Source organism: Streptomyces hawaiiensis (assembly GCF_004803895.1).
In the GTDB taxonomy this organism is placed as follows: Bacteria; Actinomycetota; Actinomycetes; order Streptomycetales; family Streptomycetaceae; genus Streptomyces; species Streptomyces hawaiiensis.
The window spans coordinates 8,593,456-8,615,909 of the sequence record NZ_CP021978.1 but is presented as its reverse complement, the minus strand read 5'-3'; the positions used below and the strand labels follow the sequence as shown (position 1 = coordinate 8,615,909).

Sequence of the window (22,454 nt, the reverse complement as noted above, 5' to 3'; positions counted from 1 at the left end):
TCTGCGCCTACCGGAGGCCGAAGTGCGGGTCGGTGCGGGTCAGTTGACTGCTGGCTGCCCAGAGGCGGGCGGCGACGGCCCGGTCGGCCATGTGAGAGGGAACGGGCTCACGCCGTGGTGTGCCACGCAGGCCGAAGACCCTCGGCCCCCGCAGCTGCCCTCAGCCATCGACATACCGCCGACAGATCACGGTCACCGCCGACAGCCTTCCGACACGGCAAGTACCTGGCCGTCGTGCCGGCCGCGCGTCTCGCGGGAGTCTGGAGCCGTGGAAATTCCGTTGCCGGAATGCGGCATCTTCGATCGAATGCCTCCATGACCCATGACGGCCCGGCGGACCATGTGGAGCAGAACCGACGCTTTTGGGACGACGAGGCGGCCGCGTGGCACGGGCCGCTCGCCCGTGATCACTGGGCGCAGGTGGAACCGTCCTGGGGCTTGTGGGCCACCCCTGAATCGCAGGTCTCTGTCCTTCCCGACGGCATCGACGGGATGCGCGCCATCGAACTGGGCTGCGGTACTGCCTACGTTTCCGCTTGGCTGGCCGGAGCAGGTGCCCACCCGGTCGGGATCGACCTGTCGGAGAAGCAGCTCGCCACTGCTCGCGCGATGCAGGCGGAGTTCGGCATCGACTTCCCTCTTGTCCTGGGCAATGCCGAGAAGGTGCCCTACGAGGACAACACGTTCGACCTGGCGATCAGCGAATACGGCGCCTCGCTGTGGTGCGACCCCTACCAGTGGGTCCCGGAGGCAGCCCGGCTTCTCGTTCCCGGAGGCCACCTGGTGTTCTCGCGCTACTCACCGCTGTTCGCGCTGTGCGTACCGTCCGAGGGTCCGGTGTCCACCACCCTGTCCCGTGGGCAATTCGGTCTGACTCGGCTGCACTGGGGGAATCACGTGCAGTTCATCCTGCCGCACGGTGAGATGCTCCGTTTGCTGCGGGCCTGCGGCTTCGTCGTCGAAGACCTGATCGAGATTCAGGCACCCCAGCATGCGCGGGACTACGAAGAAGTCTCCGCCGACTGGGCCCAGCAATGGCCCAGCGATGAGATCTGGAAAGCTCGGCTGGCAGGCTGACAGCTCCGCAGGCGCTGAGTATGTGCGGTTGACCAGGTGCTCCGCCCACTGCACCACCGCCGAGGGACTGGCGCGCCCTGCGCTGCTGGCGATGGTCGCCCTCCTGACCGCCGGCAGCCTCGCCTACGTGCTGCCGCTGCGCCTGCGGCGTCGTGCCGATGAGCGCGCCCGCACGCGCGACGCGTAGGGCACGGGGCCAGACCGCAGCGCAGAGCACCGTTGCGGCGGTACCGACACAGGCCACCCGGTCCAGCCGCCCACGTTGATCAGCAGATTCTTCGGCATGACCGCTGGGCTGGGCAGGCCGAGGACGCTCAGTGGACCGGCAGCTCGACCGGGGACTCCCATGTCCTCAGCCTCAGCCTGGAATCCGGTTCCCTGCCCCCTTACTTGTTACTTGGCACGTGCTGGTTTCTTGCCTTTCTGGTTCTTTCGGGCATGACCCGGCGGTTGGTCAGGGGCCTTTGCTCTGTCTTTCGCGGCTGCGTCGGCCGCGGCCTGCTCGGACGTGTGGGGAGTGGACGCGGTGTGGGTGGTGGGCCTTGAGCTGCCAGAGGGCGGATGAACGTTGCGCATCGGGACGGCATGACTCGGCGGCTGAGCGGAGACAGAGGGGCTGCGCGAAGGCGGCGTCGCCGACGCGGAAGGCGTGTCATCGTTGTGAGCGGCCGATTCGGGAGGCATGGAGGGGGCGACCGGATCAGGGGCGGACGGGGCCGCTTCGTCTGCGCCGTCATGGTGTGAAAAGCCGTCGGTGACCACCAGGCCGGCGGCGAGAAGGGCGGCCAGCGCGGCCGCGGCCCCACGCGTTCGGAAGCGGCCGGGCGTGGAAGCGGAGGGAGACCCTCCCTCGGGGAGACCTGTTGAGGCGCTCGAGCTTCCGGGCGTTTTGGCGGTGGGCGACGAGCTCCTGTGTGTGCGGTCGGCGTGATCCGCGGCTGTGGGAGGTATGGCGCTGAGCACTGGCCGGGTGACGGATGCGGCAGGGTTTGCCGTGCTCGTTCCGGAGAGACGGCTCAGGGCGTGGGCGCAGTCGCACGCCCTGGGGCGAGCTTCTTCTTCCAGGCTGGTCATGTCCCGAAGGAGGGTGGCGAAGCCGTCGGGCAGGAAGTCCGGAAGAGCGGGCCGGCGGTGTAGGCGTGCTATGGCGGACTCCAGAGGGCCGCCGTCGTATTCGAGTCGACCGGTGAGGCTTTCGAGGAGGACCAAGCCGAGGGCATAGATGTCGGCGGGCCGGCCGACGGGCCGGCCCAGCACCTGTTCGGGGGAGAGATAGGCCGCCGTGCCGGTCAGGGTGCCGGTAGCGGTGCGGGTGGTCGCATCCAGCAGCCGGGAGATGCCGAAGTCCGTCAGATGGGGGTGGTCGGAGGAGTCCAGGATGATATTGGACGGTTTGACATCCCGATGGACGATCCCCTCCTCATGGGCGTGAGACAGAGCCTCGGCCAATGCCGCGCCGAGCGCAGCCGCAACCTCGCACGACAGGGGACCCTGGGCGATGCGAGATTTGAGGGTACGCCCGTCGATGAGCTGCATGACCAGGAAGGCATCGCCGTCATGGTGTCCGGCGTCGAAGGCGGTCACCAGCCCCGGATGCTGCAACCGGGCCAGGATCACAGCCTCGCTCCGGAATGCCTCTTCCGTGTCGAAGCCGGTACCGGCGCGGAAGACCTTCACAGCAACCGGCCGCCGCAGCCGCAGATCGAACCCGCGGTACACGTCAGCCGAGCCACCCGAACCGATCAGCGCATCCAGACGGTAGCGGCCCCCCAGAATCTCGGCACAGCCCCGAAAAGCCCGGGCGCTCCGCACCTGGCGCAATCCCACCTCGATCTCCCCACTCCACACACTCGCACCGCTCGGACGGCCGTCGTAGACGGGCCGCCGAACGCAGGTACCCACCCATCCGCCGCTTGCACAACGGTGGGTGAACGGCACCGAACCGTTCAGGGCAGCAGCATCACTGGCCAGGTGTGTCAGTTTCCGTACCGGAGGGGGCGGTAGGCCTTGTACTCGCTGCCCGCGGACAGCCCGTAGGTGAGCGAGCGGTGGCTGGTGCCGTGCACGCTGCGCTGCTCATAGGCCGTGTAGGAACGGTGGGAGGAGTCGTTCCACCGTTCGAAGATGACGACGTGGCGGGTGTTGTTGTTGCCGATGGCGTCGACGGGCAGCGGACGCACGACTGGCCTGGTGGCCGGGCCCGGTGGCCGGCTGATGTGCTCTGGCACCTTCGCCTCTGGGACGGCCGGGTGGCGTGCAGGAGCGTGTCCTGGACGCGGTGCGGCTGCCACCGTCACCGGGTGGGAGCCGGAGGCGCAGCCGGCTCGGGCGTGCGGTGCTGCCAGGAGGCCGGCGGTTCAGGGAAGGGTCACCTGCCGGCGGCCTGGGAGAAGCGACGGACGGAGTGGCGGACGGCTTGGGCGGCTTGGGCCTTCGGTGGCCTCCTCCGGCGTGAATGGAGGAGGCCACCGGCAGCGTCACGTGGTCAGCGGTTGGTCCACAGGTTCCACTTCCAGGGCCACATGTTGCCCTCGGCGCACTGGTAGCGGTCCCAGTGACCGCGGTCGATGCCCTGCTGGCCGGCGGTCTGGCAGCCGCCCAGGGTCATGTACTTGCCGCGGTGGATGTCGAGGCCGTCGGCCGCCTGGACGGCGGACACCCGGTGGGATGCCGCGGCGGGTGCGGCGACAGCCGGTACTGCCGCGCCCAGGCTGCCCAGTCCGACCACGGTGATGGCTGCGAAGGCGGACAGTGCGGTGCGTACACGCATGGTGAAGATCCTTCCGTAGGGGTTCGGGGTGGTCCGTGCGAGATCCGTCAGCACGGCCACGAGTGCCGGCACGCTCACCCAGGGGGGTGATCCGCTCAGCCGGTATGCCGAGTTTGCGCAGGAAACGGCAGCCCTACAACCAGATCCCGGTTGCTTCACCGATGTCGGGATAAATACAGTCCTGACCTGCTGGGACATGCCCGTCCCGGGACATGGGACAGCCGGCGGGACACCGCTGACCCCTGGCGGAAAGGCTTTGATCGATGACCGGCCGACCATCGGAGTCCCGCGCACCGGCACGGAAGCTGGGAGACGCCCTGCGCGGCCTGCAGCAGCAATCCGGGCGCCCACTGCGCAGCCTGGAGGCTGAGGTCCGGATCAGCGACTCCTCCCTCTCCCGCTACTTCCGCGGCGAAACGGTGCCGACCTGGCCCGTGGTGCGGGACCTGTGCCGGGCGTTGGGCGCAGACCCTTCCGAGTACCGGGCCCTGTGGGAAGCAGCCAACCCCACCGGCCAGGAGACGTCAGCCGCCACCGGCAGCGTCGAAGCCGCCGGCCCCTCGCCCCTCCCCCGCTTCGCCATCTGGCGTCGGCTGCGCGGACCGTGGCCCCGGCGTCGGGTCGTCACAGCGGCCCTCACCGCTGTCGCCACGGGCGCGCTCGTGGCAGCCCTGCTGTTTCTGCTCCCCACGCGGAACGGTCCCGGCGCCACGCCCGCCCAGGGCGCCGCGGCCGGCGCAAGCTCAAGCGGCAGCGCCGGCGTCATCGTCCACAACGTCGAGAAGGCATGCCAGGAGCCCCGCACGCACACGTGCGCCCTGTCCCTGGCCTACAACCCCTACCGCCCCTACACGACGACCAACTCCGCCGGCCGCGTCTGGCACCGCGACCTCCTCCAAGCTCGCTGCACCATCGCCAACGGCGTCACCGTCACCGACGAGAACCACAAGCACACCAGCATCTGGATCCAGGTCACACATCACGGGCAGCTCCTCTGGCTGCCCGGAATCCGCGTCCGCCCCGACCATCTGACCCAGCTCACCACCGTCCTGCCCACCTGCGTCCCTTAGGCCTGGTCAGTCGCGAACTCGTACCACGAACCCGCGACCGCCTCGCCCCGCCCCGCCCCCCTCAGCGCCGACCGCCCCCCGCGTCACGACGACGGCCCCGGTGGCGAGCCCCGCGGCTGCCACCAGTGCTTTCCCTGGGGTCATGGGCGATCACGTCCTTCGGGCAGCAGCAGCGGACCCGGGCGGCAGCACGGTTTGAAACGCGTAACCTATGGGTTACGCTTCTGGTGTGGATGAACTGAGCGAGGTGGCCGACGCCATCGCCGATCCGGTGCGCCGGGAGATCCTGATGATGTTGCGCTTTGCCCCGCTCACGGCAGGCGACATCGCTGCCCGGTTCGCCATCAGCCGGCCCGCGGTCAGCCGCCATCTGCGCGTGCTGCGGGAGAGCGGCCTGGTCCGGGACCAGCAGATCGGACGCCATAGGCGCTACTCGCTCGTCCGCTCCCGGCTGGGTGATCTCGCCGCCTGGCTCATCCAGTTCGACACCCAGCGTGGCAGCTGGTCACAGCATCTGGCGGCGTTGGAGACCGAGGTCTACCGCACCCGACGGGACCGCAGTCGGGCTGAACCCGCCAACGATCGGCACACCGCGCGCCATCCCAAGGAGGACATGGCATGACGCTTGAGCCCACCGGACAACTCATCCCCACGCCAACGGGGTACGACCTTGTCCTCACCCGCATCTACCGCGCCCCCGCCGACGACGTCTGGGCGAGTGTCACCGAGCCGGAGCGCACCGCCCGCTGGTTCGGCCCGTGGCGCGGCCAGGCGGCGCCCGGCAGCACCGTCGAAGTGCAATTGGTGTTCGAGGAGTCGGCGCCCTGGTGCCCCCTCCGGATCGAAGCCTGCGAACCTCCGCGCCGACTCGCCGTCTCGATGGAGGACGAGGCCGGATCCTGGTCGATGGAGCTGCTGCTGGCCGAGACCGACGGCACCACCGAACTCCGGCTGGTCCAGCACCTTGCCTCCCCAGACCACCTCGGCGAGACCGGCCCGGGCTGGGAGTACTACCTGGACATGCTCACCGCCGCACGCACGGGCGGACCGCGGCCCGACTTCGAGGACTACTACCCCGCGCAGAAGGCGTACTTCGAGTCCCTGGCCTGAGCTTGGCATGTCCCCTCTGACCTCGAACGTACCTCTACGGCTTGTACACCCTGTGGACCCCGCACACTCACTGGCCGCTCTGCGGACTGTAGGGCTGCAGGAGTTGGTCCACCGGTGCGTGATCGTCGGTGAGGAGTTGGGCAGCGCCGGTCCAGGACATGAGGTCCTCGCCGGTGGTGATCTTCCAGCCGGTTCGCCGGGCGTCGAGCGCTCTTTGGATCGCGCGGAGGTCGACCGGCTGGTCGGAGGCGAGCACCACCAGATTGCCGCCGTCGGACGCGGCGGTCGGGCCCAGGCCGATGTCGGCGGGTTCACCGAGGAGGGCGACGTGCTCGAAGGTCTCGCCGAGGGTGGCCACTTCGGCGCGTGCGAAGTCCATACCACCGTGATCGATGAGGTTGGCAACGTACAGGCCCTCTTCGTTGAGCACCCGCCGAACATCCGTCATCGCTTCCACGGTGGTGAGGTGCCACGGCACGCTGACGCCCCCGAAGGCGTCCCCGACGACGAGGTCACGGCTGTCGCTGTCGAGTTGCCGCAGGCCGAGCCTGCCGTCCTCGACGCGTACGTCGATACCGGCTTCCGGGCGCAGACCGAGTTGGTCGTGGTTGATGCGCACGACCCCGCGATCGATCTCGGAGACGAGGCTTCGCGTTCCAGGTCGCGTGGCCGCAAGGTAACGGGGAAGGGTGAGTCCGCCGCCGCCCAGGTGGTGGGCGACAAGTGGTTCACGTTGCGGAAAGGCGGCATCGACCACCGACGCGATGGCGCGCACGTACTCGAACTTCAGATGCGTCGGTTCGTCGATGTCGACGTAGGAGTGCCGCAGGCCGTCCAGAACGAGGGTGCGCCCGTCGCCCCCGTCCGGGTCCGCAACGACCCGTGCGCAGTGGTACTTGGTCTCCACGTCGCAGCCGCCGGGCGCGACCGTGGCGGCGAGGCCGCCGGCCGCGACCACGAGTGTCAGGGCAGGGGTGCCGCGCCACCCGCGCGTTCGCCACTCGACCCACGCCGAGCCGACCACCAGCAGTGCTCCCAGGCCGAGCAGTATGCCGCTGACCGACAACCGCGATACAAGGACGAAGCCGGTGAGGACGGTGCCGACGATGGCGCCGACGGTGCCGATGCCTGAAAGCCGGCCGACCACCGTGCCGGTCTCCGCCAGGCTGGTGAGACGCAGCTTCGTCACGAACGGCGTCACCGCGGAGAGCAGCGCACCCGGCACCAGGATGGTCAGCGACGCGATGACCAAGAGCACCGCCGGTGCCCACTCCGCGGTGGTGCGCAACACGGCGGGGGTGAGCGCCACCACCGCTCCGGACACTCCCAGCGAAGGGCCGATGAGCCGCCGTGGATCGACCTGGTCCGCGATGTGCCCGCCCAGCCAGGAGCCGAAGGCGATCGCGGTGAGCGCGATGCCGATCACCATGGTGCTGGTCTCAAGGGTCAGGCCCAGGTAGGGAGCGAGCAGCCGCAAGGCGACGATCTCGACGACCAGAACCGCTGCTGAGGACCCGAACACCAGTATCGCGGCGGCACGTGGGCCCAGACCGTCACGGGGCGTGGTCTCAACGACAGGCGACGAAGGCAATCCGGTCACGGGCGACATTCTCGCATGCGGCTCATCGACCGAGCGGCTCCGTGTGAATCCCCCAACTCGCGAACGGGGGGCGGCTCGACGTGGCCGCAGGCCGGGGCGCCGGTGAGGGCCCCGGCTGTTACCGGGCCGGGCTCAGACGCGGTCGGCCGCGATCAGGACGTACTGGAAGGAGCCGTCCCGGTAGGACTCGATGAACGCCTTCTCGATCCCGGTGACCAGCGAGGACGTGGCCCTCAGCTCCCAGTAGGGCAGGGTGTCCGGGGTGAGGTCGACGATGGTCTGCGGCACGAGCCGGTTGTCGGCCATGGCGCGCAGATACTCGCGGCGGGAGTGGATGTTGCACTCGAAGTGGGCGTTGATCTGGGAGACCCACTTCGACGGCTGGCCGTAACGGGGGTTCCAGCAGCCGGTGATCGTCACGTACCGGCCGCCCACCCTCAGGAAGCGGGAGTGCTCGGCGAACAGGTCGTCGAGGTCGACGTACATGCTCGACTCGTTGTTCCACGAGGCGGCGACACTGCCCTTGTCGAAGGGCGTGTCGAGCATGTTGCACACGCGGGAGCGGACGTGGTCCTCGATACGCAGCTCTCGCGCGCGCTTGTTGCCGAAGTCGGCCTGGGCGGCGGACAGGGTGACGCCCTCGACGTTGCAGCCGAAGCGGCGGTGGGCCATGACCATGGACCCGCCGCGCCCGCAGCCGGCGTCGACGAGGGTGTCGTCGGGCCCGATGGGGCCGAGGTGGTCCAGAAGAACCTCCGCCTGTGCCGACTCCAGCCGGTGCAGCTCCGCGATGAGCTTCTTCTCGTACTCGCTGTGCGCCGGGTCGCCGAGCGCGGTGTGGTCCACGGCGCCGATGCCGTAGTGGTGGTGGTAGAGGCCGTCCACGTCACCGAGGCGGAGGTTGACCGGCCGTGCCTCGTTGTTCCAGTAGCGGGCGATGTCCCCCTGGTACGGCGTCGCCGGGGCCGGGATCTTCGCGGTGGCGGTGGAGGTCGTTTCAGTGGTCACAGAAGGGTCCGTTTCCTTACCAGAAGTCGGGCAGGCTGTAGCGGTAGGTGTTGGTGCGGTGCCAGTCGTGGTTTCCGTCGACCCAGACGGCCACGCCCCTGAGGAAGCGCAGCACGGTGGGCAGGGGGCAGGCCTCCGCGAGGTCGGCCGCGGCGGCCTCGAAGGCGTGCATGAGTTCGTTGTGGACCTCGACGGCCTTCAGATAGGCGTCGCGCTCGGGAAGCTGCTCGCGTTCCGCGATCACCACCGGCAGGTTCAGGTGGCGGCCCGGGCTGTTGAGTTCCTTGGTGTACGAGTAGAGGTCGTTGACGATGGTGGTCGCGTTGCCGGCGAGGGCGATGACCCGCTGCATGTCCGGCCGGGCGTGCAGGTCCGCGGGCAGTTCGTAGCCGCCGACGGTGTCGGTGATCGTGGGACAGGGGCGGAAGTTGTTGAACTGGCGCATCGCCAGGTACTCCCACACCTCCGGGACGTGACCGGTCTGTGCCCAGGCGGCCTCGGCGAGGTAGCCCAGGTGCAGCCGGGCCATGTCGTGCCGGTAGCGGTCGGTCTGGGAGGGCGTGGCCACGCCGACGAAGTAGTCCATCGCGCTGCGGTACGCCCGGCGCGGGGCGTCCGAACCGAGCGACTCCTGCCATGCCGGCGCGTACTCCGCGGTGGTGTGGAGAGGGTCGATCGCGGTGTGCGCGAGGAGGAGGCGCCCGCCGAGGCCGACGGGCGACCCGCCGTGGTCCTCGCAGTAGCAGTCGTCCACCGCGTTCTCCGCGACCATCAGCCGCGTGGCGAGCATCAGGTGGTCGATCGTCGGGGCGTCGGGGTGACAGGCCACCATGTAACGGCCGACGGAGAACCCGTCGAACTCCCCCTCCCAGTCCTCGGGATAGAGCTGGACCTCGTCCTCGGCCCAGCGCTTGATCCGGCGGCTCACCTCCTCGACGCGTACGGGGTCGGGCTCCGGGACGGGGTGGTGGTAGAGGCCGGGGACGGCTCGCCCGGCGGCGGGCGGCGGGACGGGGGCCGGTGGCCCCGGGTCCGGGAGCAGGGGTTCGTGCCGGCGGGCCAAGGAGAGCGAGGTCGTGCCCAGTCCGGTCGGTCCGCGCAGGATCCGCTGGAGGGCGGAGCCGGCCTCGGTGACGTCGGGCGTGTCCCGTCCTGCGGAGTCGGCCGCCGGGGGCCGCGGCGGGTCGGGGATCCTGACCGGCGGATGCAGTGCCGCCAGAAATTCGGAGGCCGTCGGCGTGACCGGAAGGTCGGGGATCAGCGGCGTGGGGGCGTCCGGTGCGGCTGTCGGCGGCGTCGGCCGCTGCCCGGGGTGGGATGTTCCGAGGGGCCCGGAGTCGGGCATCGGCGGCTCCTTGCTGCGGTGGGGTGGGCGCTCCGTCGTGCGCGGGGGTGGCAGGGCGTGGGCCTGCCGCGCGGATCAGGGCTTCAGCGCGGCCTGGGGGCGATCTGCACGTTCTCCATCACGCCGAGGGCGTCGGGCAGGAGCACCGCGGCGGAGTAGTAGGTGCTGACGAGGTAGGAGATGATCGCCTGTTCGTTGATGCCCGTGAACCGAACCGAGAGCCCCGGTTCGTACTCGTCCGGCAGCCCGGTCTGCCGCAGGCCGATGACGCCCTGGTTCTCCTCGCCGGTGCGCATCGCGATGATGGAGCTGGTCTGCTCCTTGCTGATCGGGATCTTGTTGCAGGGCAGGATGGGGACCCCGCGCCAGGCGGGCACGGATTGTCCACCGAGGTCGACATGGTCGGGGTAGAGACCGCAGGCGTTGAATCCGCGTCCGATGGCGGCGATGGTCCTGGGGTGGGCGAGGAACAGTTTGGTGCCGCGCCGACGGCAGAGCAGGTCGTCCATGTCGTCCGGGGTCGGTGGGCCGGAGCGGGGCTGGATGCGCTGCTTGAAGTCGGCGTTGTGCAGCAGCCCGAACTCACGGTTGTTGATCAGCTCGTGTTCCTGACGCTCCCGCAGGGCCTCGACGGTGAGCCTGAGTTGCTCCTCCGTCTGGTTCATCGGACCGTTGTAGAGGTCGGCGACCCGGGTGTGGATCCTCAGAGCGGTCTGTGCGACGGAGAGTTCGTACTCGCGCGGATTCTGTTCGTAGTCGACGAAGGTGCCTGGCAGTTCCGCCTCGCCGACGTGGCCGGCCGACAGGGCGATCTCGGCCTCGCCGTGCTTGTTCTGCCGCTGCCGCGTGCGGGAGCTGAACTTGTCGACGTGTGCCTGAAGGCTGGGCGCGGAGGCCTGGACGGCGGCGAAGTCGGCGCGGGAGAGGGTGAGGAGGGTGCCGGAGGTCTCGGCGGTGACCGTGCAGTCGTGGCGGGCGTCGGAGTCCAGCAGGGCGTGCTCACCGAAGTGGTCACCGTCCGCGAGTACCGCGATGGCGATCTCTCCGCCGTACTTGCCTTCCGCGGTCTGGCCGACCCGGCCGTGGGCGATCAGGTGGATCCGGTCCGCGGGGCTGCCGCGCTCGACGAGGACTTCGCCCGCCGCGAAGTCGCGCTGCGTGCAGCGGCCGGCCAGGGCGGTGAGGACGTCCACATCCTCGAATCCGCGCAGAAGTGCCAGCTCACCGAGTTCCCGGGGGATCACCCGGACCGTGGCGCCCTCCTGGACGAACTCGATGCGCCCGTCGCCGACGGTATGGCGCAGCCGCCGGTTGACCCGGTAGGCGCCGCCCTTGGCCTCGACCCAGGGCAGCATCCGCAGCAGCCAGCGGGAGGTGATCTCCTGCATCTGCGGGGCGGACTTGGTGGTGGTGGCGAGGTTGCGGGCGGCGGTTGTACTCAGGGACTGCTGCGCCGCGACGGGTGTGGTCTGAGCTTCCGGGATGCTGTCGACGGTCATCGGGGGGAGTTTCTCCTTGCACGACGGGACGTCCGGCGCACACGGGTGCGCCGACCGGGAGACAGGGAGGAGCGGGCAACGAGCGGGAGGGACCACAGGGATCCGATCCGTTCACCTGCAGAAAGCTAACCGCTGAGCGTGCCGCATCCACCGGGGAGACGAGATGCTTACCTCGAAGCAGTGACAATCAGTTGAATGCGGTTTATCGGCCAACGGGGTGAGATCGCCCCGTGCCGACCGTCACCAGGAACAGGGCTGCCCCCGGGGGGCGGAACCCCGCGGGGGCAGCGAACCGGCTTCCTCCGCCGTCAACCTGCCCGACCACGCAGCCGCCGGCCGGTCTGCCGGGACGTCAGGGATTCGCAGGCGTTTTCCGGAGCGTCGCATCGTGGCCGCCGCCGGAGGTCGCCACGGTCAGCAGAGCGAAGCCCAGGGCGAAACCGAGCATGGTGAACACGCCTCGGGGCCAGAAGATGTGACTGTCCCAGAACGACCAGCAGGCGGCCAGCAGAATCGCTCCACCCGGCAGCACCCGTATGCCGTGGCGGCGCCCGAGCAGCGCGCACGTGGCGAGTACGGCCACGGCCAGCCCGCATACACCCGCCCGGCCCAGTTCGTCACCGGTCGCGAACAGCCCCCCGGCCGCCCCGTGGACACCGTGGCCGACCACCACGCCGGCCGAGATCCCGGCCACGGCGTCGAGTCCGGCGTAGTACGCGGCGTAACAGAGTGAGCCGGCCCATGCGAGCACGGTCAGAGCGCCCTCGATGTCGCGGCGCGGCCTCCCCCACAGCGGGAGGACCAAGCCGAGTGCCAGGAAGGGAAAGACGGGCAACAGGGCGATGTGCAGTACGGCCCAGTGGTCCGCCGCAGCCGCGGTGAGGTGTCTCGGGTGCATCACACCCGCGGCGGCCAGCAGCAGGGGCGCGACGGTCACCAGTGCCATGGTGCGCAGGGCAGGGAGGGATGTCATCCGGTCACCGTAGGAGGCCTCCCGATGCCGGGAGGGCGCTGCCCAGGGGACGTAAGACACCCGTAAGACGGCAGGCCGTGGTCAGGGTCGCGCCTACCGGGTGGAGTCCTTCAGCGGCAGGGAAGCCGTGCGGTCAGCGCGGCGGTCGCGCGCCCCACAGGCGTGGCCATGATCCTGGCGACGCTGGTGCGGCCGGCGATACAGGAGTCGAGATGGTGCCACGCCGGTGGCAGGCGGGTGAGGGCTGTGTGGGCGAGGCCGGGGTTGCGGGTGAAGAGCTTCACCAGTGAGCGGCTGGCGCTCATTTCAACGCCGAGGACGCTGTCGATGTGCCGTTCGTACTGGTCGGCGGCGCGTGCCTTCGTCTCGTCGGCTGCGGTGACCAGGCGTGCGGCGGCATGCCCTGCGATGTCTCCGGAGCGCAGGGCGTAGGAGATGCCCTCGCGTGACCAGTGGTCGACGAGAGTCGCGGACATCGCCGCCAGACCCAACTGGATGGCGAAGATCACCGGCTGTACCGGGTCGAACCCGGTTGGTCGTGCCCTATCTCGGCGCACTGATGACGTAGTCGATCGCGGAGGCGACGTCCTCGGCCAAATGAGTGGGTCGGTAGGCGTTCTGGATCCACCGCTGCCCGTTCGACACCCACACGCTTCGAAGCCCGAGTGCGTTCGCGCCGCCGATGTCGGCATGAGCGGAATCGCCGATGACCCAGGCGCCGGTGAGTGGCACTCCGACGGCATCCGCCGCAGCGTAAAAGATCTCCGGCTCGGGCTTCTTGTGGCCGACCGTCTCGGAGATCACCCAGCCCTGGACGAGTTGATCTAGTCCGGTGTGGCGGATCTTGGCTTCCTGCTGGGCGGTGCGGCCGTTCGTGACGATCACGCAGGTCCAGCCGTCGGCCCGGGCCTTGTCCAGGGCCTCACGGGAGGGGGTCGTCAGCACGACGCGATGGGCGGCGCCATGGTCGAGCAGGGCGTGGACGGCCGTGGCGGACACCATGTCCCGGTATCGGTCGGTCATAGCCGCGGCGACATCGTGGCGGGCGGTGTAGCCGCCGGCGTCGATGGTCATCACCCACGTGAGGTCGGTGCCGGGCAGGCGGTGCTCGGCGAGGAATGTGGTGACAGCGTCGCGGAAGGCGGCGTCGCGGTCGACCAGGGTGTTGTCGAGGTCCAGCATCAGCAACGGCACGAGCGGCAGTGGATCACAGGCGGTGTTCTCGGGGCAGATTTTTCAGTTGCCGAGACTCCCGCCCCTGACTGATCCTGGGCTCCGGGTGAACAAGGGGACGAGATGGGACTGATGCTTTCCCCAGGAGACGATGACGGGGCGAGCCCGGACATCTCCTGGTCCTACTTCGGCTTCAGCTTGTTCCGGCAGTGGCTGGCCGAGGTCGAGGGATTCACGCTCGCCGAGATGGACGGCTTCGGCGGAGACCGGCCGTGGTGCAGCGTCTCGACCACGCTGACACCGTTGCTCGACCATCCAGACGACGAAGGTGACCTCACGCCCGCTCAATGCGTGGCCATGCTGCCTCGGCTGGAAGCAATTCTTGACCAGCAGCGACGCGATGACAGTGATCCCGTGCTCCTACGGCGCCTCGATGACCTCAGCCAACTGGTCACCGTCATGAGGTTCTGCTCGGGCAAGGACGTCGGGCTCATCTTCGGCTGACCACGGGACCGCAGTGGGCCTGCCGCCCGGGGTGACCAGCAGTTACGGGACAGCCCGCCGCCGGCGCCGGTACGCGGTAGTCATGCGGCCTGCCCCGGGGTTCTCGGGCGACGCTGGGTCATAGGTCGAACTCGAGGTGCTCGATGTCGGTGAAGCGGACCTCTTCCAGGTCGCCGGCGCGGCGGCCGCCGTCCTGGAAGTACACCTCTTTGAGTGCTTCGGCGGCGATCTGCTGGAGCTGCTGTTCGGTGGCTCCTTGCTCCTGGGCGTTGAAGAGGCGGGCGGCGTGGTGGGGCGGCAGCGCTACCGTCAGGTGCCGGAGCCGGTCCTCGTCCGTCGTGCCGATCGGGGCGGTGTAGCCGATCCGGGCGCGGGTGTCGATGATGATGCCGCTGGTGGTGGCTGCCTGCTGCCGTGCCTTGGCGCGGATCTGCGGCTGCCACCGCTTCTTCACCTCGGCCTCCAGGCGGGCGGCGAGATCGGGGCGGGGCTTTCTGATCTGGTTCTTTACGTAGCGCTCGACGGTGCGCTGGGAGATGCGCAGCATCTGGGCAACCGCCTTGGTGCCTTTGAGCTGCCTGACCAGGTAACGCATCTGCGCGGGCGCGCTCTTGGGCGCGGGGCGGGTGAATGCCTTGTGCACCGCGGCCTCCAGGCCGTTGCCGAACAGGCTCATCGCGCTCTACCTACTCTCCGGTGTCCTGGTCGGTGACGGTGCCGTCCTTGATGTACCGGGCGAGGTTGAGTTCGGGGGCGTTGAACTGTTCGCGTACGCCCTCGCCCCACAGCACGCTCTGGGTGCCCTCGTGCTTGACCAGCCCGGGGTTCACTCCGAGCTTGAAGCCGCCCGGCAGCGGCTTGCCGTCCCGGTAGGGCAGGAAGTCCAGTGGCGACGGCCCGTCGGATGCGTAGACGGCGCAGTCCGAGAGGACGGCCACCGGGTACTGCCCGGTGAAGGCGGCGTGCTTGACGATCTTGCGGTGCATGTTGACCCGGGTCCGGGAGATGACAGCGGCACGGATGTCCGGGCGCCAGGTGGGCCGAGCCAGGGCCCGCCACGGCTGCCCGGGCTTCCAGCCCTCGCCGCGCGGGCGCTCGCGCAGCTTGCCGATGCCGCCTTTCACGGTCGCCTTGATCGCGGACACCACGATCGCCAGCTGAGGGTCACGCTGCCGGTAGCCCTCCATCGCCGCGAGGAATTCGGCCGGCGGCAGGTCCGCGCCCACTCCGAGGTCGGCCATCGTGGCGAGGTAGGCGTCGCGCAGCCGGTTGTACCAGGCGTCCAGGTAGCGGCCGTTGTCGTGGCGGACGTATGCCTCGAGCGGGCGTACGTCGTAGCCGAGCTCCACCGCGTACGCCACGGTCGGCGTGGCGTACCAGGCGGGCCCTGTCGGGCGTTCGCCTTTCGGCGTGAACGGGCTGGGCAGCAGATCGCCGTCCAAGTCCGTCCATTCCTTTGCGAGCTTCACGCGGGAGAGGTCGACGTGGCTCAGGTCGACCAGCCAGGAGCCGGGCAATTTCGCATCGAAGACGGGGTTCTTGACGTGGGTCGGTGCGCCCAGACCGACGGTGAGGCCGTTGGCGCCGGCGGCGAAGGCCATGTTCACGTCGATGCCCACCAGGTGGCGGCGAAGGCATTCGGCGTCGGTGAGCGGGCGCGCCCAGTCGTACGCCTCTTCCACCAGGACCTCAGCCGGGGTGCGGTGGTGGAAGCGAGGCAGGTCCTTCAGGAGCGGGTGCCCGTCGGGGGCTTCGCACGGCGCGCAGTCCACCGGTTCCTTTCCCAGCGAGCCGGGGTTGTGCTCGGAGTGCCGTCGGCCGTCGGCATCGGGCTCGGAGGCGCGGGTCGGCGGGTGCAGTGCGGTCATCAGTTCCAGGCCGGTCACGGCGGTCGATCCGCGCGGCGTCATCACCCGGGCCGCGTAGGTGCCCAGCAGCCGGGCGAGGTCTGCCGGCGGCAGCTGCCCGGCGTTGGCCCAGTGCCGGGTGTCGAGCGCGTCCCACGACGGGATGCACAACTGCACGCAGGATCGCTCCGCGCCCTGCGCGGGGCGGTAGATCCGTGCCCATGGCCCGAGACCGCGCTTGGTCAGCTGCCAGTTGGCGCGGGTCAGCTGCTTGATGACCTTGTGGCCTTCCGGCAGCCGCCCGGCCAGGCGCTCCTGCTGGGTGAGCGTGACGGGCAGGCCGTAGCGCTCACACGCGACCCCGGTCAGCACGATCAGTGGGTCGGCGTCCTTGCCCGGCCCCGACAGCTTCGGCTGACCGAGCCTCCCCTGGTCAAGCGTCCACTCCACCAGCGCGGGAAGTGACTTGGCGGGCACGTCCAGGACCAGGCCGCCGACGCAGTACGCCAGCACCTGACCATCTGCGTCGACGTCGACGACCGCGAGCGGGCCGTGGTCGAACCGGGGATCGGCGCCGTCCGCGGTGGTGCCTGCGGGGGCGGCCTTGCGCGCGGTCGGGCGCCGCGACGTCGGCCCGACCGTGGCCGCCGCACGCGGTACAGCCCTAGGGCCGGCGGGGCGGCGTGCAGTGTTTCCGGGAGCATGGTCCGTGGCCGGGCCTGTGGGTGCGGTGCGGGTATCGGCCGGTTCCGGCAGCGATGGCACAGGAGCGGCCGGAACGGCAGGTGTCTCGGGGACCGCCGTTTCCTCAGCGGGTACCGGAGCGTTGGCGGGGTAGAGCTGGGCGAGCTGCTTGAGCAGACGGGCGTATGCGTCGCGCTCCGGCGGCCGCGGCTCGGTCTTGCCGGCCTCCCAGCCGCTGACCGTCGCGCGCCGCACCTGCAGTGCGGCGGCCACCTCGTCCAGCGTCAGGCCGTGCGCCTGGCGCAGCCGCTTGCGTTCCGCCGGGGGCGGCAGCGGGGAGCGGGACGCGATGAGCGCGTCGACCGCGTCGAACAGCTCGGACATGCAGCACCTCCTGCCTCGCAACCCTAACGTGGAGCGCACGTTTCGCGTACCAAGCGCGTACGGATGCCGTAAAGTCGGGGGCGGGCACGGCTCCTGCCGATCGGAAGGTCAGGACGAGACCGGTTTCCGGCGCGACGGCACCTCGCCTGCTTCGAGTACGGACGCCGCCGCAGCGATCAGTCTCCTGTTCGACGGGCCTTGGCCTGAGGAAGGCGGCGGGAGCTAGTCCCCACCTCGAGGATGTTGCCGCCGAAAGTGCACGTGGCGGGCCCGGAAGCCGCCATGGCGGCCTCTGTACCCCGCGCGATCATCAAGTGGGACATGCCGGTGCCGGAACCCGGCCGAGTGTCCCGTATGCATCCACCTAGGGGACTTTTCCGGTGATCTTCGCCCGCCTGCTGCACGCCTCACGTCCCGCACCGGGTACCTCGTCTGCGCACAAGACGGTGTCGTGAGGCAGGAGAAGCCAGGCCATGTACGCAGTGATTCGCCGGTACGAAGGGGTGACCGATCCGGCCGAGGCCGGGCGGCGGGTGAACGAGGAGTTCATTCCTCTGCTTCGCCAGGTCCAGGGATTCGTGGCCTACTACTGGGTCGACGCCGGGGGCGGGGTGATGGTGTCGACGGGTGTCTTCCAGGACCGGTACGGCGCCGAGGAGTCGACCGACAGGGCGAGGGACTTCGTACGAGACCGCCTCGCCGCTCTGCTCCCCCAGCCGCCCCAGGTCACGGCCGGCCAAATCGTGGCCGCGTCGTAGCGGACACGGCTCCGGCATCGCTGCTCGACCACATCACGATCGATTTCACGCCGCCTGGTCGATCTTCGTGCGCGCAAGACGCGGCGGCGATGTGTGCCCCGTACAGTTAAGTGAGGGGGCCCTCTCGTCCCCTCGCATCAATCCGTACGGGAGCACTCATGCACCACCCGTCCGGCAGCCCGGACGAGGACTCCGACGCACTGTTCGGGCTCGACGCCCTCGCCCCTCGAGCCGCCACTACCGACCGGCGCGCCTCCTTCCGCACCTCCGCCGCCGCCCGCCGGCTGCTGCCCGTGCGGGAGATCTACGCCGAGCCCGCCGCTGCCGCGTCCCCGCGCGGGAAGCAGATCAGCGCCCGGTTCCCCGACGCGCGGGTGACCATGGTGGAGTCCCACTGGCGCATCCCCGGGCTGCACGGCAACGAGGGCAATATCGAGCGCTGGGTGCGCATCAAGGGCGAGACACTGGTCCTCGGTGAGAAGAAGACCCTCACCACACGCCCCAACGGCCGGTCGGCGGACTGGATCGCCCCCGGCCCCTCCAACGGCTGCGCCATGGCCTGCGCCTACTGCTACGTGCCCCGGCGCAAGGGGTACGCCACCCCATCACCGTCTTCACCAACATCGACCGGATCATCGCCCACCTCGCCCGGCACGTGGCGCGGCAGGGCCGCAAGCCCGAGCCGAACCAGTGCGATGCACAGGCGTGGGTGTACGACATCGGGGAGAACGGCGACTGTTCGGTGGACGCACTGATCTGCGACAACACCGCGGATCTGGTGCACGCCTTCCGGCAGTGGCCCACCGCCAAGGCGTCCTTCGCCACCAAGTTCGTCAACCCCGACCTGCTGGCCCTCGACCCGCGTGGTCGCACCCGCATCCGGTTCTCGCTGATGCCGCCGGACGACGCCCGGCTGCTCGATGTGCGCACCTCGCCCGTCGCCGAGCGTATCGGCGCCGCGGCGGACTTTCTGGATGCGGGGTACGAGGTGCACTTCAACCTCTCGCCCGTGGTCGTCCGGCCCGGCTGGCAGGACGCCTGGGCCGAGCTGCTCATCCACCTCGACGACGTCCTGCCCTGGCGGGTGAAACAGCAGGCGGCGGCGGAGGTCATCATGCTCACCCACAACCGGGAGCTGCATGAGGTCAACCTCGGCTGGCATCCCCGTGCCGAGGAGACCATGTGGCGACCGGAACTCCAACAGGCCAAGCGCTCCGAGAACGGCGCCCTCAACCTCCGCTACCGCAACACGGTCAAGGGGGAGGCGGTGCAGACCCTGCGCGCCCTGATCGAGCGCCACGCGCCGTGGCTGCGCGTGCGCTATGCGTTCTGATTCGGTGGTGGAGGGCGGTCAGGGACCGTAGACCGCTCTCCACCATCCTCCGGGCAGCGCAAGGGCCGGTGAGGCACCACGCCCGCACCGGCCCGAGACCCGTACGGAAACCGCGCTCAGGTACGGGATCGAGGGTTGCGAGGGTCGGTTGGCCGGATCGGTGCGCGGCGGCGCACCGCTGGTTGGCTGCGCCAGGCGCGGTGGGCCGCGACGAGCGGGGCACGCTCGTCCGGCGCCGTGTCCCGCAGGATCATGCGCAGTGTGATCAGGTCACGGACGGTACGCACGAGGTCGGCCGGCGCGTGGCGGGGTCGTCGGACGAGGCGGATCAGAAGCCCCGCCACCAGGGTGATAACCGCCCGTCGAGTGTGCCCTCGGCCGACACCCTGGACCGGCTCGCAGCCGCCCTGCACATCTCCGGTGACGCGCTGGCCGTCCTCCCAGGCTGCGCCAGCAGGCCGATCGGCGCAGCCGCCACCTGGACGACTATTTGAACGCGGCCGTCGAGCCGCCCGGGAGCACCCCTACCCCCGGGGTCCTGTCGGCAATGATGCCTCCGCTGGCCTCCGTGTACCTGCGGCAGTGGGTCGACGCGAGAAGAGACCAGGCCGAAGGCCCGTCCCGTCTGCTGCCCGCGGACCGGGTGCTGATGGACTGCCAGATGTGCGTTGTGCTGGCCGGGCCCGGCGGAGGCAAGTCCAGTCTGCTGCGCACCCGTCTGGCCACGGGCGTCCAGCACTGTGCCACGCGCACGCCCGAAGCGGCCTCGCGTTCCCTGCGGAACCTCTTGCGTCCACGGCGGGGACTTCTGCCGGGATGGGCCACTCGCTACCGGGTTCCGCGCCAAGTCGACGTTTCCTACGCCGGGTTCCTCCTGGAGGTCGCACCGGCGGCAGACTCCGGAGCCATCGCCTCGATCCTTGCCCGGCTGGCCTCCCGCTCCAGTATGGACGGCTGCGCCCTCATCGCGGATCTCGCCTTGCTCAGCACCTCGCTTCCCGGGCATGCGGTCGCCATCGCCACCCAGCGGTTCCGGTCAGTGGCCGACGACCCTGCCGCGCCCCCGTCCCGTCGCGTCACATCGGCCGAAGCGCTCATCAGCCTCGTCGGCCCCCAAGGCACCGACCTGCTCCACAAGCTCGCGAGCGACTCAGCGCTCCAGAGCGGCGCGCGCACCTACGCGGCACAAGCACTCGTCGACCGCACTGACGACCGTTGTCCGCGCTGCTGGAAGCACTGGGTGCCGACCGCTCCCTCGATCCGCAGGCCCGCGTCTGGGCCGCGGAGAAACTCCTGGCCGCTGACAGAACTCGTGGAACCGCACTGCTGGATCACCTCGGCCGGGACACCCACCTCCCCGGAAAGACCCGCACGTGGGCGGCCGAGAAACTACGCGCACACGACGAGTCCGGCGGCATCGGCTTGCTGCGGCTCCTCGCCCTTGCCCCCGCCCTTGATTCAGACGCACCGCCTCCAGGCCGCGACGGTCCTGCTCGAAACAACCGGTCCCGACGCTGCCGACCCGCTCGAAACGCTCGCCCGTGATCCCCGACTCGACCCCGCTCACCGCGTCCGCGCGGCCCACGCCTATGTCCGCGTGCTGGGCTCCGGCGCGGTCGAACTCCTGGGAGCCCTGGCCCTCGACACCACCCTCGTCGGCTACGACAGGGTCTGGGCCGCGGGCACGCTGGCAGCTCTGGACGCTGAGAAGGGCTCAACGGTCCTCGAAGCACTCAGCCAGGACGGCGCTCTGCACGAAGACGACCGCAGGTGGGTGAACGACAGTCTCGCGCGCCTCGATGCCGAGCCAGCTACCCCACCGGCACTCTAGGCGACCTCGGGGCCCGGCACTCCAGGCAGCCTCGGGGCCCGCGTTGCGTGCCGGTGCTCCGCACCGTGGTCGAGTCGACGCACACGACAGTCCGGGCGGGCTCGGCACAACCTGGTGTCCGGCGGGGTGGGTAGATTGGTGGTCACCGACCCAGGAGATGCCCCCGTGCCCGGCCGCCCCAGCGTGTTGTTCGTGACCGATCTCGCCTACCAGGCCCGGGGGCGGCGCTACTGCGACGAGGACATCCTCCTGTCGTCGCGGCTGCGGAACGACTTCGACATCGCCTTGTGCCACCCGCTGGACGCCGCCGCTCTCATGGACGCCTTCGACGCGGTCGTGGTCCGCAACAGCGGCCCCGTGCTCCACTATCAGGAGGAGTACGACGCCTTCCGGAACCAGGCCGCAGTGCGCGGCACCCGGGTCTACAACCCGCTGTCCGGCCGGGCCGACATGGCCGGCAAGCAGTATCTGCTGGACCTGACGGCAGCCGGATACCCGGTCATCCCCACCGTCGACCGGCCCCAGGATTTCCGCTTGCTGCCCGCGAGCGACCAGTACGCGGTCAAGCCCAAAGCAGGCGCGGACTCCATCGGTCTCACGTTCGTCTCCCGGGACCAGCTGGACGGCCTCGCCCATGGCGACATCCTGGTCCAGCCCCGCGTCGACTTCCTCTACGAGGTGTCGTTCTACTACGTCGACGACGCCTTCCAGTACGCCCTGTACGCCCCTGACCCCGACCGGCGTTGGGTCCTTGAGCCCTACCGGCCCACGGAAGCCGACCTCGGCTTCGCCCGCCGCTTCATCGACTGGAACACCCTCGATCACGGAATCCAGCGCGTGGACGCATGCCGTACCCAGGAGGGCGACCTCCTCCTGGTCGAACTGGAAGACCTCAACCCCTACCTGTCCCTGGACCATGTCGACGACCCGACCCGCGACGCTTTCGTCACCAGCATGGTGACTTCCCTCCACCGGTTCCTGGGCGTCTCACCCCGAACCTGAACAGCCGGCCGCTTTTGACCGCACGACACGGGACACAGCTGCGGGGCCCCCTTGCCATGGTGCGCCTATGTCGTCGATCAAGCAGTTCCAAGTCACCTTCGGTCCTGATGCAGGACATCGAGGGCAACGAGTCTGGCTCCACTGAGCATCCTCCTCGCGGATCCGCTCGCTGGGCGTCAGCGGCCGAGTTCATAGGTGAGTTGCTTCACTTCCCGCAGGGTGATGGCGGTTTCGGTGGAGCGGGACTCCGTCCTGGCTCCGATCCTGTCGGTGAGGTGGCGACAGGCCGGTGCTCGCCTGCAGTTCGCTCCCCCGACGGCGCACCTTGAGCAGGCGCGTGGGCGGCTCGGCCGGGCGGAGTTGTCACGGGAGTCGGCCCAAGCCGGAACAACTGGCTCCATCGGTCCGTACCATCACTACACCGAGGCATATTGCGGCACAGGCGGCGTCCCACCGGGTCGCCGAGGCCCCGTCTCCCGACGGGCC

Annotated in this window: 21 protein-coding genes and 2 pseudogenes; 10 read left to right on the top strand and 13 right to left on the bottom strand. The window is 69.6% G+C overall.

The window, feature by feature from the left end:
• Nucleotides 1-7: 7 nt before the first annotated feature.
• Nucleotides 8-160, bottom strand: a pseudogene (locus CEB94_RS41455) (SDR family NAD(P)-dependent oxidoreductase); the annotation flags it as partial.
• Between the two features lie 155 nt (nucleotides 161-315).
• Between CEB94_RS41455 and CEB94_RS39065 the strand changes: the two are divergent.
• Together CEB94_RS39065 and CEB94_RS39060 are read left to right on the top strand one after the other, a co-directional pair.
• Entirely contained in the window at nucleotides 316-1,077 is a 762-nt protein-coding gene (locus CEB94_RS39065; RefSeq protein WP_175436646.1) for a class I SAM-dependent methyltransferase, read from the top strand.
• 28 nt (nucleotides 1,078-1,105) lie between these two features.
• Entirely contained in the window at nucleotides 1,106-1,264 is a 159-nt protein-coding gene (locus CEB94_RS39060) for a hypothetical protein (protein WP_175436645.1), read from the top strand.
• 206 nt (nucleotides 1,265-1,470) lie between these two features.
• On the opposite strand, the gene CEB94_RS39055 is transcribed toward CEB94_RS39060, so the two are convergent.
• From CEB94_RS39055 to CEB94_RS39045, 3 genes are all read right to left on the bottom strand, one after another.
• Nucleotides 1,471-2,904, bottom strand: coding sequence for a serine/threonine protein kinase (locus tag CEB94_RS39055; RefSeq protein ID WP_246112061.1), 1,434 nt, complete (start codon nucleotides 2,902-2,904; stop codon nucleotides 1,471-1,473).
• 149 nt (nucleotides 2,905-3,053) lie between these two features.
• Nucleotides 3,054-3,257, bottom strand: coding sequence for a hypothetical protein (locus CEB94_RS39050; protein WP_175436644.1), 204 nt, complete (start codon nucleotides 3,255-3,257; stop codon nucleotides 3,054-3,056).
• Between the two features lie 305 nt (nucleotides 3,258-3,562).
• A complete protein-coding gene (locus CEB94_RS39045) occupies nucleotides 3,563-3,847 on the bottom strand; it encodes a hypothetical protein (RefSeq protein WP_175436643.1) in 285 nt (94 codons plus the stop codon).
• 263 nt (nucleotides 3,848-4,110) lie between these two features.
• Here CEB94_RS39045 and CEB94_RS39040 point away from each other — a divergent pair, with 263 nt between their 5' ends.
• The 3 genes from CEB94_RS39040 to CEB94_RS39030 all read left to right on the top strand — a co-directional run bounded on the left by CEB94_RS39040 (nucleotide 4,111) and on the right by CEB94_RS39030 (nucleotide 6,027).
• Complete coding sequence (locus CEB94_RS39040; protein ID WP_175436642.1) at nucleotides 4,111-4,917, top strand: helix-turn-helix domain-containing protein; 807 nt, start codon at nucleotides 4,111-4,113, stop codon at nucleotides 4,915-4,917.
• A 229-nt stretch (nucleotides 4,918-5,146) separates the two neighbouring features.
• On the top strand, nucleotides 5,147-5,539 hold the full coding sequence (locus tag CEB94_RS39035) for a metalloregulator ArsR/SmtB family transcription factor (RefSeq protein WP_218945957.1): 393 nt from the start codon (nucleotides 5,147-5,149) through the stop codon (nucleotides 5,537-5,539).
• Nucleotides 5,536-6,027, top strand: coding sequence for an SRPBCC family protein (locus CEB94_RS39030; RefSeq protein WP_175436640.1), 492 nt, complete (start codon nucleotides 5,536-5,538; stop codon nucleotides 6,025-6,027). The genes CEB94_RS39035 and CEB94_RS39030 overlap by 4 nt, the downstream gene beginning before the upstream one ends.
• Nucleotides 6,028-6,094: 67 nt before the next feature.
• Here CEB94_RS39030 and CEB94_RS39025 read toward each other — a convergent pair whose 3' ends face one another.
• The 7 genes from CEB94_RS39025 to CEB94_RS38995 all read right to left on the bottom strand — a co-directional run bounded on the left by CEB94_RS39025 (nucleotide 6,095) and on the right by CEB94_RS38995 (nucleotide 13,646).
• On the bottom strand, nucleotides 6,095-7,627 hold the full coding sequence (locus CEB94_RS39025; RefSeq protein WP_381106069.1) for a fused MFS/spermidine synthase: 1,533 nt from the start codon (nucleotides 7,625-7,627) through the stop codon (nucleotides 6,095-6,097).
• Nucleotides 7,628-7,759: 132 nt separating this feature from the next.
• On the bottom strand, nucleotides 7,760-8,635 hold the full coding sequence (locus CEB94_RS39020; protein WP_175436638.1) for a geranyl diphosphate 2-C-methyltransferase: 876 nt from the start codon (nucleotides 8,633-8,635) through the stop codon (nucleotides 7,760-7,762).
• A gap of 16 nt (nucleotides 8,636-8,651) precedes the next feature.
• Complete coding sequence (locus tag CEB94_RS39015; RefSeq protein ID WP_175436637.1) at nucleotides 8,652-9,980, bottom strand: family 2 encapsulin nanocompartment cargo protein terpene cyclase; 1,329 nt, start codon at nucleotides 9,978-9,980, stop codon at nucleotides 8,652-8,654.
• Between the two features lie 83 nt (nucleotides 9,981-10,063).
• Nucleotides 10,064-11,479, bottom strand: a complete 1,416-nt coding sequence (locus CEB94_RS39010; RefSeq protein ID WP_175436636.1) for a family 2B encapsulin nanocompartment shell protein — start codon at nucleotides 11,477-11,479, stop codon at nucleotides 10,064-10,066.
• Between the two features lie 352 nt (nucleotides 11,480-11,831).
• Nucleotides 11,832-12,452, bottom strand: a complete 621-nt coding sequence (locus tag CEB94_RS39005) for a hypothetical protein (protein WP_175436635.1) — start codon at nucleotides 12,450-12,452, stop codon at nucleotides 11,832-11,834.
• 110 nt (nucleotides 12,453-12,562) lie between these two features.
• Entirely contained in the window at nucleotides 12,563-12,961 is a 399-nt protein-coding gene (locus CEB94_RS39000; RefSeq protein WP_175436634.1) for a hypothetical protein, read from the bottom strand.
• 34 nt (nucleotides 12,962-12,995) lie between these two features.
• A complete protein-coding gene (locus tag CEB94_RS38995) occupies nucleotides 12,996-13,646 on the bottom strand; it encodes an HAD family hydrolase (RefSeq protein ID WP_175436633.1) in 651 nt (216 codons plus the stop codon).
• A gap of 102 nt (nucleotides 13,647-13,748) precedes the next feature.
• Between CEB94_RS38995 and CEB94_RS38990 the strand changes: the two genes are divergently transcribed.
• Nucleotides 13,749-14,129: a hypothetical protein gene (locus CEB94_RS38990; protein ID WP_175436632.1), complete on the top strand. Its 381-nt coding sequence runs from the start codon at nucleotides 13,749-13,751 to the stop codon at nucleotides 14,127-14,129.
• A gap of 118 nt (nucleotides 14,130-14,247) precedes the next feature.
• Here CEB94_RS38990 and tpg read toward each other — a convergent pair whose 3' ends face one another.
• Together tpg and tap are read right to left on the bottom strand one after the other, a co-directional pair.
• Nucleotides 14,248-14,805 (bottom strand): telomere-protecting terminal protein Tpg, encoded by a 558-nt coding sequence (gene tpg / locus CEB94_RS38985; RefSeq protein WP_175436631.1) that lies wholly within the window; start codon nucleotides 14,803-14,805, stop codon nucleotides 14,248-14,250.
• Between the two features lie 10 nt (nucleotides 14,806-14,815).
• The gene (gene tap, locus CEB94_RS38980; RefSeq protein WP_175436630.1) at nucleotides 14,816-17,044 is read right to left on the bottom strand and encodes a telomere-associated protein Tap; all 2,229 of its coding nucleotides are present in this window, start codon (nucleotides 17,042-17,044) and stop codon (nucleotides 14,816-14,818) included.
• Nucleotides 17,045-17,517: 473 nt separating this feature from the next.
• Between tap and CEB94_RS38975 the strand changes: the two genes are divergently transcribed.
• From CEB94_RS38975 to CEB94_RS38960, 4 genes and pseudogenes are all read left to right on the top strand, one after another.
• Nucleotides 17,518-17,802 (top strand): hypothetical protein, encoded by a 285-nt coding sequence (locus CEB94_RS38975; protein ID WP_175436629.1) that lies wholly within the window; start codon nucleotides 17,518-17,520, stop codon nucleotides 17,800-17,802.
• A 158-nt stretch (nucleotides 17,803-17,960) separates the two neighbouring features.
• A pseudogene (locus tag CEB94_RS38970) lies at nucleotides 17,961-19,135 on the top strand (spore photoproduct lyase family protein).
• Nucleotides 19,136-19,703: 568 nt separating this feature from the next.
• Nucleotides 19,704-20,966: a HEAT repeat domain-containing protein gene (locus CEB94_RS38965; RefSeq protein WP_175436628.1), complete on the top strand. Its 1,263-nt coding sequence runs from the start codon at nucleotides 19,704-19,706 to the stop codon at nucleotides 20,964-20,966.
• A gap of 165 nt (nucleotides 20,967-21,131) precedes the next feature.
• Nucleotides 21,132-21,968 carry an ATP-grasp domain-containing protein gene (locus CEB94_RS38960; RefSeq protein ID WP_175436627.1) on the top strand — a complete coding sequence of 279 codons (837 nt, stop codon included), beginning with the start codon at nucleotides 21,132-21,134 and terminating at the stop codon, nucleotides 21,966-21,968.
• The last annotated feature ends 486 nt before the right edge of the window (nucleotides 21,969-22,454 follow it).